General features: G+C 67.8%; 13 protein-coding genes. 9 read left to right on the forward strand and 4 right to left on the reverse strand.

All coding sequences use genetic code 11. The features are described 5' to 3' along the window. The first annotated feature begins 313 nt into the window (after nt 1–313). Together QTH97_RS23390 and QTH97_RS23395 are read left to right on the forward strand one after the other, a co-directional pair. Complete coding sequence (locus tag QTH97_RS23390; protein ID WP_286570863.1) at nt 314–568, forward strand: hypothetical protein; 255 nt, start codon at nt 314–316, stop codon at nt 566–568. Nucleotides 569–603: 35 nt separating this feature from the next. After that, the gene (locus QTH97_RS23395; RefSeq protein ID WP_286570864.1) at nt 604–2,418 is read left to right on the forward strand and encodes a SulP family inorganic anion transporter; all 1,815 of its coding nucleotides are present in this window, start codon (nt 604–606) and stop codon (nt 2,416–2,418) included. Nucleotides 2,419–2,422: 4 nt separating this feature from the next. Here the strand turns inward: QTH97_RS23395 and QTH97_RS23400 are convergent, their stop codons facing one another. From QTH97_RS23400 to QTH97_RS23410, 3 genes are all read right to left on the reverse strand, one after another. Continuing rightward, nucleotides 2,423–2,815 (reverse strand): hypothetical protein, encoded by a 393-nt coding sequence (locus QTH97_RS23400; RefSeq protein WP_286570865.1) that lies wholly within the window; start codon nt 2,813–2,815, stop codon nt 2,423–2,425. Further along, complete coding sequence (locus QTH97_RS23405) at nt 2,812–4,437, reverse strand: tetratricopeptide repeat protein (protein WP_286570866.1); 1,626 nt, start codon at nt 4,435–4,437, stop codon at nt 2,812–2,814. Before QTH97_RS23405 ends, QTH97_RS23400 begins: the two co-directional genes overlap by 4 nt. A 144-nt stretch (nt 4,438–4,581) precedes the next feature. Continuing rightward, nucleotides 4,582–4,914: a hypothetical protein gene (locus QTH97_RS23410; protein ID WP_286570867.1), complete on the reverse strand. Its 333-nt coding sequence runs from the start codon at nt 4,912–4,914 to the stop codon at nt 4,582–4,584. 86 nt (nt 4,915–5,000) lie between these two features. On the opposite strand from QTH97_RS23410, the gene QTH97_RS23415 reads away from it, so the two are divergent. After that, the gene (locus QTH97_RS23415) at nt 5,001–5,369 is read left to right on the forward strand and encodes a hypothetical protein (RefSeq protein WP_286570868.1); all 369 of its coding nucleotides are present in this window, start codon (nt 5,001–5,003) and stop codon (nt 5,367–5,369) included. Here the strand turns inward: QTH97_RS23415 and QTH97_RS23420 are convergent. After that, nucleotides 5,344–5,952: a TetR/AcrR family transcriptional regulator gene (locus QTH97_RS23420; protein ID WP_286570869.1), complete on the reverse strand. Its 609-nt coding sequence runs from the start codon at nt 5,950–5,952 to the stop codon at nt 5,344–5,346. The genes QTH97_RS23415 and QTH97_RS23420 overlap by 26 nt on opposite strands. Before the next feature lie 99 nt (nt 5,953–6,051). Between QTH97_RS23420 and QTH97_RS23425 the strand changes: the two genes are divergently transcribed. From QTH97_RS23425 to QTH97_RS23450, 6 genes are all read left to right on the forward strand, one after another. Next, nucleotides 6,052–6,519, forward strand: a complete 468-nt coding sequence (locus QTH97_RS23425; protein ID WP_286570870.1) for a nuclear transport factor 2 family protein — start codon at nt 6,052–6,054, stop codon at nt 6,517–6,519. Nucleotides 6,520–6,573: 54 nt separating this feature from the next. Further along, nucleotides 6,574–7,602, forward strand: a complete 1,029-nt coding sequence (locus tag QTH97_RS23430; protein WP_286570871.1) for a LacI family DNA-binding transcriptional regulator — start codon at nt 6,574–6,576, stop codon at nt 7,600–7,602. 125 nt (nt 7,603–7,727) lie between these two features. Beyond that, a complete protein-coding gene (araD, locus tag QTH97_RS23435; protein ID WP_286570872.1) occupies nt 7,728–9,524 on the forward strand; it encodes an L-arabinonate dehydratase in 1,797 nt (598 codons plus the stop codon). Between the two features lie 44 nt (nt 9,525–9,568). Then, nucleotides 9,569–10,570 carry a Bug family tripartite tricarboxylate transporter substrate binding protein gene (locus QTH97_RS23440; RefSeq protein ID WP_286570873.1) on the forward strand — a complete coding sequence of 334 codons (1,002 nt, stop codon included), beginning with the start codon at nt 9,569–9,571 and terminating at the stop codon, nt 10,568–10,570. A 29-nt stretch (nt 10,571–10,599) separates the two neighbouring features. Beyond that, a complete protein-coding gene (locus QTH97_RS23445) occupies nt 10,600–11,601 on the forward strand; it encodes a Bug family tripartite tricarboxylate transporter substrate binding protein (RefSeq protein ID WP_286570874.1) in 1,002 nt (333 codons plus the stop codon). A gap of 65 nt (nt 11,602–11,666) precedes the next feature. Then, complete coding sequence (locus QTH97_RS23450) at nt 11,667–12,401, forward strand: ribonuclease activity regulator RraA (RefSeq protein ID WP_286570875.1); 735 nt, start codon at nt 11,667–11,669, stop codon at nt 12,399–12,401. Nucleotides 12,402–12,414: the final 13 nt, after the last annotated feature.

Below are 12,414 nucleotides of genomic sequence, written 5' to 3' on the forward strand. Positions count from 1 at the left end.
GCGACCTCAGGGCTTGCGACCGGCGAGGCGTGAACTTCGAGCGCTGCATGTGGGACAGGGGTTGGCAGCGCGGGTCCGGTCGCCGATGGAATCACAACCAGAACTGGCACCGTCCCCCACATCAGCAGCACTGGCACAGCCCTCCGCCGCGACACTGGAACCATGGCGCTCCCCCGCGGCACAATCAGCCCCGGCTGAGCGACATGCAGCGACGCGCCCTCGACAATTGCCGTCTGCTGCATCCTTCCGAGCAGGCCAGGTGCCGTGCGACCGTCATGTCGACGGTGGGCCGGTAACTCACCGAGGCACGCACATGAGAAGTACTGCGCTCCGATCTGCCGCATGGATCGTCGCTGCCGCTTCGGGCCTTGCCGCGGCCCAAGGCAACGGCGGCAGCCAGACCCCCTGCGAACTCCGATTCAGCACGTGCAAGCAGACCGCCAGGGCCGACTACCAGTTCTGCAAGAACGCCAAGGAGAAGAACTGCCGCCCCCGCCTCGATGACGCCCTGAAAGGCTGCACGACCGCCCGGAACAGTTGCCAATTGGCCGCGGGCGCACAGGGATGAACGCGCGGCGCGCGGAAGTCGTGTGATCGAGGTCGATGCACACTAGCGGCCCGCCGGACCCTTCGTCCCCCCACCCGGAACCGGGCCGGATTGCACCGCGCGCGAAGGCCGCCGACCAGCGTGGCTGGGGCCGGTGGCTTCCGGGACTTCGCACGCTGCGCGAGTACCAATGGGCCTGGCTGCGCCACGACATCGTGGCCGGACTCGTGCTGACCACCATGCTGGTGCCCGTCGGCATCGCCTACGCGGTGGCATCGGGCGTGCCCGGCATCTATGGGCTCTACGCGACCATCGTTCCGCTGATCGCGTACGCGCTGTTCGGCCCGAGCCGGATCCTGGTGCTGGGGCCGGATTCCTCGCTGGCCGCCGTCATCCTCGCCGTCGTGCTGCCGCTGTCCGGCGGCGACCCGCAACGCGCGATCGCCCTCGCGGCCATGATGGCGATCGTGTCGGGGGCGGTGTGCATCCTTGCGGGCATCGCGCGCCTGGGCTTCATCACCGAACTTCTTTCCAAGCCGATCCGCTACGGCTACATGAACGGCATCGCATTGACGGTGTTGATCAGCCAGTTGCCCAAGCTCCTGGGCTTCTCGATCGAAGGCGATGGACCGTTGCGGAACCTGCAGGCCATCGCCACGGCCGTGATGGACGGAAAAACCAACGGCGTCGCCTTCGCGGTCGGTGCCTGCACGCTCGCGCTCATCCTGCTGCTCAAGGGCCACAAGCGCGTCCCGGGAATCCTGATCGCGGTGGTGGCCGCCACCGTCGTCGTGGGCGTGCTGGACCTTGCGGCGCGCGCCGATGTGGCGGTCCTCGGCGCCGTGCCCCAGGGCCTGCCTTCGTTCGCCCTTCCGTGGATCACCCGGGCCGACATCGGTCCCGTCGTCATCGGCGGTTGCGCGGTCGCGCTCGTCTCGTTCGCCGACACCAGCGTGCTGTCGCGGGTCTATGCGGCGCGGACACGTACCTATGTCGACCCGAACCAGGAGATGGTGGCGCTGGGCGCCGCCAACCTGGCCGCAGGATTCTTCCAGGGCTTTCCGGTCAGCAGCAGTTCGTCGCGCACGCCCGTGGCCGAGGCGGCGGGCGCGAGGACCCAGGTGACCGGCGTCGTCGGCGCGCTGGCCGTCGCCTTGCTGCTTCTGATGGCGCCGGACCTGCTGAAGAACCTGCCCAACAGCGCACTCGCCGCGGTCGTGAGCGCTTCGGCCATCGGCCTGATCGAGATCACCGATCTGAGGCGGATCCACCGCATCCAGCGCTGGGAATTCTGGCTCTCCGTCCTCTGCACCGTCGGCGTGGCCGTGCTGGGCGCGATCGAGGGCATCGGCCTGGCCATCGCCATCGCCGTCATCGAGTTCCTGTGGGATGCGTGGCGCCCCTACTCGGCGGTCCTCGGGCGCGCAGACCGCATCAAGGGCTATCACGACATCACGCGCTATCCCGACGCGCGGCTCATTCCGGGCCTGGTCCTGTTCCGGTGGGATGCGCCCCTGTTCTTCGCCAACGCCGAGCTGTTCCAGGACCGGGTGCTCAACGCGGTGGCTGCATCGCCGACGCCTGTGCGCTGGCTGGTCGTTGCGGCGGAGCCGGTCACGAGCGTGGACGTGACCTCGGCCGACATGCTGGCCGAACTCGACGAGACCTTGCACGCGGCGGGCATCCAGCTGTGCATCGCCGAGATGAAGGACCCCGTCAAGGACAAGCTGAAGCGCTTCGGGCTGTTCGCGCGACTGGGGGAGGCGGCGTTCTTTCCAACCATCGGCGCCGCGGTCAGCCAGTATCTGGAAACCCATCCGGTGGATTGGGTGGACTGGGAGGACGACGTCGGTCGCGTGCGTGCCCGATGACGAGTTATTTGAGCCAGATGTTCAGCAGCATCGCCTGCCGGTCCGGACAGGTCATCGAGCCCGAATAGCGATCCGACAAGCGGCCACTGAACTTGCATTCGACGCCGTCGATCCATACCGTCGCCTTCATCTCCGGCGGCATCCTGGACAACTGGAAGCGGATCCGGCCGGTCTTCGTCTCGGGGCCATCCTGGCTGCAGACTCCGACATGCTGCATCGTCAAGGGTCCGGCAAATTCCTTCGTCCGGCCCGCGATCGTCTCCGCCACGCTCGCGCTCCATTCCCATTCGCCGAGGCTGCCCGAATAGCCGACCAGTTTCAGCTCAGCTCCGCCCCACGCCGGAGCCGCCATCGCGGCCACGACGATCGGGAGCAGGCGTGCATGCAAGGCCTTCACGGTTTCTTAGCCAGGTACACGCGCGCATCGTTCACGTCGCCGCGGCTCTTGTCGGCGCCGTCGGCGATCGCGATGACCTGGCCGAAGTACTTGCGGGCCGCGACTGGATCGCCGTTCTTCTCCGCCGCCTTCGCCGCACCTGCGGTGGCGCCCAACCTGTTGGGTTCCTTCTTCAGCGTCGCCTCGAACGCAACGAGCGCTTCGCGGGAGTTGCCTTGCTCCAGCAGCATCACGCCGTAGAGCTCGCGCGCGGGCTTCAGGACGCCCGGCGTGACGGGGTGCTTCTCCGTCGCATCCTCGGCGTCGGCCGCCGCGGACATGGCCTTGAGCGCATCGTCGTGCTTGCCGTTGGCATAGAGCACCCAGGCGGATGCCACCTGGCGTTGGATCTCGACCTGCTGCGACCAGTAGGCATCCTTGGCCTCGCGCAGCTTGTCACGCAATTCGGTGAGCTTGGCGATATCGGCTTCGGCGGCCGCCGTGTCGCCCGAGCGCGCGGCGCCGAGGGCCCGTGCAAAGTAGGTGATCGCCTGCACGTGGGGCAAGGGGCTGGGCCGGACCGGCAGTGCGGCCGCAGCCTTCCAGTCGTCACGCTCCACTGCGTAGCGCGCCGGCGAGGCAGCCAGTGCGTAGGGCCCGGCGATGAAGGTCTCCGTGAAGCCGGTGACCTTGCCCATCTCGTCGATGACTGCGCTGGCCATGCCATCCTGGCCCAACTGCAGGTTCGCATAGACGAGGTAGTCCATGGCGTGGAGTTGATCGTTGCTCTCCTTGCCCAATGCCGCCACGCGTGCCGATTCCGCGTTGGAGGCGATCGATTCCTTCCAGTAGCCGACCCGGGTGAAGACATGCGAGGGCATGTGCTGCGCATGGGCTGCCGCCGGGGCGATGCTCGAATAGCGCCTGGCGGCTGCCAGGCCCTTGTCTGCGAGCGCCGGAGAGTCGTAGAGATGGATCAGGTAATGGGCAACACCCGGATGCTGCGGCTGGCGCTTGGCGATCTGTTCCAGGATGTCCGCGCCCTTGAGCTGGCTGGCGTAGGTCTTGTCCGTGGGCGGCGCCGAGATGTTGAGGGCGAGCGCGTAGTAGATCTGGGCCTCGTCGTCATCGGGGTAGCGCAGCGCCAGTTGCTCCATCGCCTTGGTATAGGCCTGCACGCGCGTGCGATGGTCGACCTTGTCGTGGTCGGCATACATGACGCTGAGCGCATCGAGGTAGTCGCGCTCGCGCTGGGTCTTGGCCCCCACACTCTTTCCCTTCGCCAGCGCGGCGGCGCCTTCGACGAGATTCTTCTCCGGCGGTGGGGTATGGGGATTCCAGAGCAGGCTCAGCGCAATGCCCCAGTAAGCCATGCCGCATGCCGGGTCGGTCTTCGCGACTTCCTCGAAGGCATTCTTCGATGCGCGGTACCAGAAGGAATGCTGATAGAGCATCGCGCGATCGAAGAGCGCCTGGGCCGTGGGCGTGCAGGACACGTCGAAATGCACCTTGCCGAGCTTTTCGTCGGCCGACTGTCCCCGGGCTGGCGCGACAAGCGACGCACCGGTTGCAAGCACCGCGGCGGCAAACAGCGCTGCGCCGAGGCGAGTCCGCGGACTGCGAAGAAGCTCGAGTTGGGTCATTGGGTGGCTCCGTGACTGGATGACCGGCACGGGAGCATGCGCGCCGATCCCACTCCTGTCCACCACTCGAAGGGGGACGTTCAGCGCTTCAGGTTTGGCCGAGGTGCGAATGCAGGAAGCGCACGGATGAAGCGGAGATCCGGCCTACGCCTGGACCAGCCGATCCCGCAGATCGCAGGGCTCCATCGCGTCGGCGAGGGTGGCATGCAGATCCCGAGGCTCCAGGCTGAGCAGCTCGCGAACGCATTCGACCTGCGCACGCGTGAACAGCGAGGGAGTGCATTCACGCAGCCGGCGCCCGGCTCGGGCCTGATCTCTTGACGCAATCACTTCGAGATCGAGCACTGCGTCCGCCTGCTCCGCCGAAAAGGTCGCCGGGATGTCGAGGAGCAGCCTTGCCGAAACAGGCTTGGCGGGCGTCACGGAGAACCAGCCGATCAACTTCGATAGCGAGGGAGGCAGTGCGTCAGTGTTCATGGGCTCTAGGTTCGCTGAATTGCGCCCGAAAGTCTGCAACCATTCGAACGGCTCGAACGGCGCATGCAGAAAATGTATAAGACCGCATGACATTGGACTATCTGGATTTCGACTACAGCGAAGACACAGAGGAGGTCGGCGTGTTCGACGCCATGGCCACCACCGGCCCGCAGCAAGCCGCGGCCGTGCATGCGGAGATCGCGCAGGTGCTCGAGTGGGCGCACGCCGCCTTTCCCGGCCGCAGGGGGCCGGTGGGCGACGGCGGCGACTGGGACTATGACTTGCAAGGCATGCAGGAAATCACCGTGCCCGAAACAATCGCGTTCGACCAGAACACGGGTCGGGTGACCGTGCAGTCAGGCCCGCCGACGACGCCCCGGCATACGGTGACGTTGTCGATCAGCGGCACGCCGGAATTCTGCGTGGCGTTTACCGCGCAGTTCGACCTGGCTTGAGCGCGGCCTCGGGCTGCAGTGCGTCGACCAGCCGGGCGAGGCTCTTCAGCGCCGCATCCGGCGTCTCCTCGAACTGGGAGTGCACGATCGCGCCGTCGACCGCGAGCGCGATGGCTTGCGCATCCCTGGCGCGCTGTCTCGACGGCGGCAGCAACCCGGCGATGGCCTGCTCCATTCCGCGCTTGTGCGAGCGCGCGATCGCAACCACTTCGGGCAGGCTGCCGCCCAGTTCGCCCACGCTGTTGAGGAAGGCGCAGCCCCGGTAGCCCGCCTGGCCGAACCATTCGCGCAGGGCCGGCACCAGCGCGGCGATGCCCTTGCCGCTGCTGCCGCCGTGCCGTTGCAGCGCATCGGCAAACCATGCCATCCATCGTTCGTGGCGATAGGCCAGGAAAGCGAGGATCAGGTCGTTCTTGCTCGGGAAGTGCCGATAGAAGGTCACCTTGGTCACCCCCGATTCGGCGATGACGCGGTCGATGCCGGTAGCGCGGATGCCTTCGCGGTAGAACAGGTCATGCGCGGCAAGCAGGATGCGTTCGCCGGCCGGGCGGGCCTTGAGGTCTGGGGTTGCATCCGTGGTCATGCAGCTCATTGTAGACAGATCTGTCTACCCCCACTAGACTGGTGCTGTAGACAAGTCTGTCTACCTCATTCTTTCGACTGCTCCGCACAAGGACTCGCCATGGACACCCGCCCTCCTCTTCCGCCCTTCACCCACGAAACAGCCGTGCAGAAAGTGCGCCTGGCCGAAGACGGCTGGAACTCGCGCGACCCGGCTCGGGTGGCGCTCGCCTACAGCGAAGACACGCGCTGGCGCAATCGCGCCGAGTTCCTGGTCGGCCGGTCCGCGGCGCAGGCCTTTCTCGAACGCAAGTGGGCTCGCGAACTCGACTACCGGCTCATCAAGGAACTCTGGACCTTCGGCGGCCCGCGCATCGCGGTGCGCTTCGCATACGAATGGCACGACGATTCGGGCCACTGGTACCGAAGCTACGGCAACGAGAACTGGGAGTTCAACGAGGCGGGGCTGATGGTGCACCGTCACGCGAGCATCAATGACATGCCGATCAAGGAGAGCGATCGCAAGTTCTTCTGGCCTCTGGGCCGACGCCCGGACGACCATCCGGGGCTGTCCGGCTTCGGTTTCTAGGCTCGCCCATAATGCGGCGACCGGCGTGATGTTAGCGCCGACATTTCTGAAGCAGTGACCCACGATCCGCCTCCCCGCCCGACGCGCCGCAGCAGCGGCGGCATCACCCTCGACGACGTGTCCAAGCTCGCGGGCGTGTCCGCCATCACCGTGTCGCGGGCGCTCAATTCGCCGGACCTCGTGTCGCCGAAGACGCGCGAAAAGGTGCGCCTGGCAGTCGAGCGCACGGGCTACGTGCCGAATCTGCTGGCCGGGGGGCTGGCTTCCAACCGCAGCCGGCTGGTGGCGGCGCTGGTGCCGACCATCGCGGGGCCCGTGTTCCTGGAGACCATCCAGGCGCTCACGGAGGCGCTGGCCGAGTCCGGCTACCAGCTCATGCTGGGCCAGGCCGGCTATCACAACTCCCGGGAGGACGCGCTGATCGACGCCATCGTCGGCCGGCGGCCGGACGGCATCGTCCTGACCGGAATCATGCGCTCGCCGGAAGGGCGCCGGCGGCTGCTGGCGTCGGGCATTCCGGTGGTCGAGACCTGGGATCTCACGCCGACGCCGGTGGACATGCTCGTGGGGTTCTCGCACGAGAAAGTAGGCGCTGACATCGCTGAATTCCTTTATGCCAAGGGCTATCGACGCCCTGCGGTGGTCAGCGGCGATGACCAACGGGCGAACCTCCGTCGCGCCGGATTCGAGCAGGCCTGGAAGGCACTGGGCGGCCGGCAGCCGGATGTCTGCAGCGTCGCGGCGCCGACAACGCTGGGCAGCGGCAGGACGGCTTTCGCCGAGTTGCTCGCCACGATTCCCGGGATCGACGTGGTGGTCTGCAGTTCCGACGCGCTCGCCCACGGCGTCATCACCGAGGCGCAGGCGCGCGGCATGCGCGTGCCGCAGGACATCGCCGCCATGGGTTTCGGCGACCTTGGCTTCGCGCAGCACGCACATCCCGCCATCTCCACCGTGCGCATCGACGGCACCGCCATCGGCCGGCAGGCCGCTCGCTTCATCATCGATCGCGCCGAGGGAAGGCCCGTCGAACAGAAGGTCGTGGACCTCGGCTTCTCGCTGATCGAACGCGCCAGCGCCTGACGGCCGCGCGCCGCGTCGGCGCGCGAATACCCTGTTGACCGCATGCCGGATCCGGTCTTATGATGAAATGACAGCGCTAACATTTCATCCCGGCATCCAGCCGGAAGGCGCGGAGAGACAAACCCATGACCGACCCGCTTTCCCCGACCTCGACCCCGACATCCTCGTCCACCGCTCATCGCAAGAAGCCCGAGGACCTCCGCTCCCACCGCTGGTACGGCGTGAAAGACCTGCGCAGCTTCGGCCACCGCTCGCGCACGGCGCAGATGGGGCTCTCCCGCGACGACTACCTGGGCAAGCCGGTGATCGCCATCCTCAACACCTGGAGCGACATGAACTCCTGCCACACGCATTTCCGCCAGCGCGCGGAGGAAGTGAAGCGCGGTGTGTGGCAGGCAGGCGGCTTTCCGGTGGAGATCCCGGCGATGAGCCTGGGCGAGGCCTTCCAGAAGCCGACGACGATGCTCTACCGCAACCTGCTCGCGATGGAAGCCGAGGAACTGCTGCGCTCCTACCCCGCCGATGGCTGCGTGCTGATGGGCGGCTGCGACAAGACCACGCCGGGCCTGGTGATGGGCGCGCTGGCGATGAACCTGCCGACCATCTTCGTGCCCGCCGGGCCGATGCTGCGCGGCGACTACAAGGGCCAGTTCCTCGGCTCCGGCTCGGACACCTGGAAGTACTGGGCCGAGCTGCGCGCCGGCAACATCAGCGAACAGGACTGGCAGGACGTGGAGGACGGCATCGCCCGTTCCCCCGGCACCTGCATGACCATGGGCACGGCCAGCACCATGACCAGCGCGGCCGAAGTGCTGGGTCTGACGCTGCCCGGCGCCTCGTCGATCCCGGCGCCCGATTCGCGCCACGCGATGATGGCCACGCACACCGGCCGCCGCATCGTCGAGATGGTGTGGGAGGACCTGAAGCCGCTCGACTTCCTCACGGCCGCATCCTTCGACAACGCGGTCACCGCAGTGCTGGGGCTGGGCGGCTCGACGAACGCCATCGTCCACCTGATCGCGATGGCGCGCCGCGCCGGCGTCGCACTCGATCTCGCGCGCTTCGACGCACTCGCGCGCAGCACGCCCGTCATCGCGAACCTGCGGCCCGGCGGCAAGTACCTGATGGAAGACTTCTTCTACGCCGGCGGCCTGCGCGCCTTCCTGCGCGAGATGGGCGACCTGATCGACGGCAGCCAGCGCACCTGCAACGGCCGCACGCTGGCCGAGAACATCGAGGACGCACGCACCTACAACGCTGATGTGATCCGCCCGCGCGCCGATGCCCTGCTCGAAAGCGGCGGCCTCGCCGTGCTGCACGGCAACCTCGCGCCTGATGGCGCGGTGATCAAGCCCGCCGCGATGGAAGCCCACCTGCGCCGCCACACCGGGCCGGCCGTCGTCTTCAGGAACTACGACGACCTCGCCGCGCGCATCGACGACCCCGCCCTGCCCGTCACCCAGGACAGCGTGATCGTGCTGCAGAGCGCCGGCCCGCAGGGTGCGCCCGGCATGCCCGAATGGGGCCAGTTGCCCATTCCCCAGAAGCTGCTGAAGGAAGGCGTGCGCGACATGGTCCGCATCAGCGATGCGCGCATGAGCGGCACGAGCTACGGCGCCTGCGTCCTGCACGTCACGCCGGAATCGCATGTGGGCGGCCCGCTGGCGCTGGTGCGCGACGGCGACCTCATCACGCTCGACATCGATGCGCGGCGCATCGACATGGAGGTGAGCGACGAGGAGATCGCCCGCCGCCGCGCCGACTGGCAGAAGCCGATCCCCAAGTTCAGCCGGGGCTACGGCGTGATGTTCCTCAAGCACGTGCAGCAGGCCGACACCGGCTGCGACTTCGACTTCCTGGCGCCGGACTATCGCGAGGACGCAGGCAACGCCCCGGCAGAGGGCGAGCCCGAGATCCACTGACCGGCCCGCTGGCCCGCATCCCTCAAACCTGGAGCGAGACAAACATGAGTCATGCCCTGCGGCGCCTTGGCGCCCTCCCCCTACTGCTGGCCTGCGCCGCAGCCGTCCACGCGCAGACTCCACCCGCCGCAGCGCCGGCGACGGAGGGCTACCCGAACCGCACCGTCACCATCGTCGTGCCCTTCCCCGCGGGCGGCGGCACCGATCTCGGCGCACGGCTGCTGGCGCAGAAGCTCGCGCAGAAATGGGGCCAGGGCGTGGTCGTCGACAACCGCGCCGGCGCTGCGGGGCTGGTCGGCGCCGAGATGGTCGCCAAGGCCAAGCCCGACGGCTACACGCTGCTCATCGGCAACGTCGGCACGCAGTCCATCAATCCCTCGCTCTACAAGAAAATGCCCTACGACACGGACCGCGCGTTCGCGCCCGTGTCGCTGGTGGCTGAGCTGCCTTTCGTGATGATGGTCGGCCCCAGCGTGACCGCGAAGAACGTGAAGGAGTTCGTCGCGCTCGCCAAGGCCTCGCCCGACAAGCTGATGTTCGCCAGCTCCGGCAGCGGCGGTTCGCCGCACCTGACGGGCGAGATCTTCGCGGCGGCGGCCGGCGTTCGCATGACGCATGTGCCCTACAAGGGCGGCACGCCCGCGATGACCGACCTGATGGGAGGCCACGTCGATGTGCTCTTCGCCTCCATCCTCGAATCCGCGAGCTACATCAAGGCCGGCAAGCTCCGCGGCCTGGCGGTGACGGGCAGCGCCCGCTCGCCCACCTTGCCCGACGTGCCGACGCTCGCCGAAGCGGGTGTGCCCAACGCCGAATCCGGCTCGTGGATCGGGCTGCTCGCACCCGCAGGCACGCCGCAACCGATCGTCGACAAGCTGGCGGCCGATGTGAAGAGCGTGCTCTCCGTGGCAGAGACGCGGCAGACGCTGGTCGAGCAGGGCGCGGTTCCGCGCGGCACGGGCCCGGCAGAGCTGAAGGCGTTGATCGACACCGACCGCGCGCGCTACGGCCGCGTGATTCGCGACAAGAACATCGGCGTCGATTGAGCGCCGCATCCGGACCACGAGACAAGCCCATGAACCAGACTTACGGCAGCCGCCGCGCGGCACTCCAGACCCTCGGCGCCCTCGGCATCGCCTCGGCCCTCCCCGGCATCGCCGTGGCCCAGGCCGATGCGTGGCCGAGCCGGCCCATCACCTACGTCGTCCCCTTCACGCCCGGCGGCTCGACCGACGTGATCGGCCGCGTGATCGCGCAGAAGCTCGGTGACGCCCTCGGCCAGCCGGTGGTGGTCGACAACAAGCCGGGCGCGGCGGGCGCGGTCGGCGCGAGCCATGTCGCGAAGGCCAAGCCCGACGGCTACACGCTCTTCGGCGGCACCATCAGCACACACGCCATCAACGCGAGCCTCTACAAGAACCTGCCCTACGACCCGGTGAAGGACTTCGAGCCGATCTCGCTCGTCGCCTTCCTGCCCAACGTGCTGATCGTCGACCCGAACCTCGGCATCCATACGGTGCCCGAGCTGATCGCGCTGTTGAAGAAAGACCCGTCCAAGCGCACCTTCGCCTCCTCGGGCGCCGGCACCTCCACCCACCTCGCCGGCGAGATGCTGGGCGACATGATCGGCGTGAAGCTCACGCACATCCCCTACAAGGGCACGCCGCCCGCGATGCTCGATGTCTCGTCGGGCCAGGTCACCTTCATGTTCGACCAGATCACGGCCGCGCTGCCGCTGGTGCAGGCGGGCAAGCTGAAGCTGCTCGCGGTCACCACCGCCAAGCGCATGGCGCTGGCCCCGCAGTTGCCGACGATGGCCGAAGCCGGCGTGCCCGGATTCGAGATGGCTTCGTGGCAGGCGGTGTATGCGCCGAAGGACCTGCCCCAACCGATCGCGCAACGGCTCTCGACCGAGATCGCCAGGATCCTGCAGATGCCCGACGTGAAGGACAAGCTCACGAATCAGTTGGGCATGGAGATCGTGGCCGGTTCTCCCGCGCAGCTCGCCGCGCTGATGCAGAAGGAAATCCCGCGCTGGGGCGAACTCGTGCGCAAGTCAGGCGCTTCACCGAACTAACCCCCAGGCTCGCCCACTTCGTGTGGCTCGCGCACCCCACCCCCCTATTCATTCGCCGATCAACCATGACTGAAACCTCCGCACCTACTCCCCTCTCCGACGCATCCCGCGAACTGCTGCGCCACGTCAGCGTCGCCACGCTCTGCACGCAGCTCTTCAAGCGCGGGTTCCGCAACGTCTACCTGCAAGGCGTAGGCCGACTGACGAAGCCCTCGGGCGGCAATCTCGTCGGGCCGGCCTTCACGATGCGCAACATCCCGGCGCGCGAGGACCTCGACCAGATCAGCGCCTTCGACGACCCGAACCATCCGCAGCGAAAGGGCATCGAGAGCGTGCCGCCCGGCCACGTTCTGGTCATCGACTGCCGCGGCGAAACACGGGTGGCCTCCGGCGGCCAGATCCTCACCACGCGCCTCAAGGTGCGCGGCGCGGCGGGGCTGGTGTCCGACGGGCCGGTGCGCGACAGCGGTCCGATCTCGCAGATGGACTTCCCCGTCTTCTGCGCGGGCGGCAGTGCGCCGCTCAACCTGATCCACCACCACGCGATCGACCTCAACGTGCCGATCGGCTGCGGCGGCGTGGCGGTGTACCCGGGTGACGTGGTGGTCGGCGACGACGAGGGCGTGGTCGTCATTCCGCAGCACCTCGCCGAGGAGGTGGCTCGCGACGCCACCGAGCAGGAGAAGATGGAGGCCTTCATCCTCGCGCGCATCGAGGGCGGCGCGAAGCTCGCGGGCACCTATCCGCCCAATGCCGAGACGCGTGCGGCCTACGAGGCCACGCGCAAGGACGCGCGCTGAGCCGGACGCGGAG

The sequence above is a fragment of the Variovorax gracilis genome (genome assembly GCF_030317115.1).
GTDB lineage: Bacteria > Pseudomonadota > Gammaproteobacteria > Burkholderiales > Burkholderiaceae_C > Variovorax > Variovorax gracilis.

Bases quoted from the DNA above. Each gene is read 5' to 3' on its own strand.
- araD (WP_286570872.1), top strand. From the start codon at position 7,728: ATGACCGACCCGCTTTCCCCGACCTCGACCCCGACATCCTCGTCCACC.
- QTH97_RS23420 (WP_286570869.1), bottom strand. From the start codon at position 5,952: ATGACCACGGATGCAACCCCAGACCTCAAGGCCCGCCCGGCCGGCGAA.
- QTH97_RS23390 (WP_286570863.1), top strand. From the start codon at position 314: ATGAGAAGTACTGCGCTCCGATCTGCCGCATGGATCGTCGCTGCCGCT.
- QTH97_RS23415 (WP_286570868.1), top strand. From the start codon at position 5,001: ATGACATTGGACTATCTGGATTTCGACTACAGCGAAGACACAGAGGAG.
- QTH97_RS23410 (WP_286570867.1), bottom strand. From the start codon at position 4,914: ATGAACACTGACGCACTGCCTCCCTCGCTATCGAAGTTGATCGGCTGG.
- QTH97_RS23450 (WP_286570875.1), top strand. From the start codon at position 11,667: ATGACTGAAACCTCCGCACCTACTCCCCTCTCCGACGCATCCCGCGAA.
- QTH97_RS23425 (WP_286570870.1), top strand. From the start codon at position 6,052: ATGGACACCCGCCCTCCTCTTCCGCCCTTCACCCACGAAACAGCCGTG.
- QTH97_RS23445 (WP_286570874.1), top strand. From the start codon at position 10,600: ATGAACCAGACTTACGGCAGCCGCCGCGCGGCACTCCAGACCCTCGGC.
- QTH97_RS23405 (WP_286570866.1), bottom strand. From the start codon at position 4,437: ATGACCCAACTCGAGCTTCTTCGCAGTCCGCGGACTCGCCTCGGCGCA.
- QTH97_RS23395 (WP_286570864.1), top strand. From the start codon at position 604: ATGCACACTAGCGGCCCGCCGGACCCTTCGTCCCCCCACCCGGAACCG.
- QTH97_RS23440 (WP_286570873.1), top strand. From the start codon at position 9,569: ATGAGTCATGCCCTGCGGCGCCTTGGCGCCCTCCCCCTACTGCTGGCC.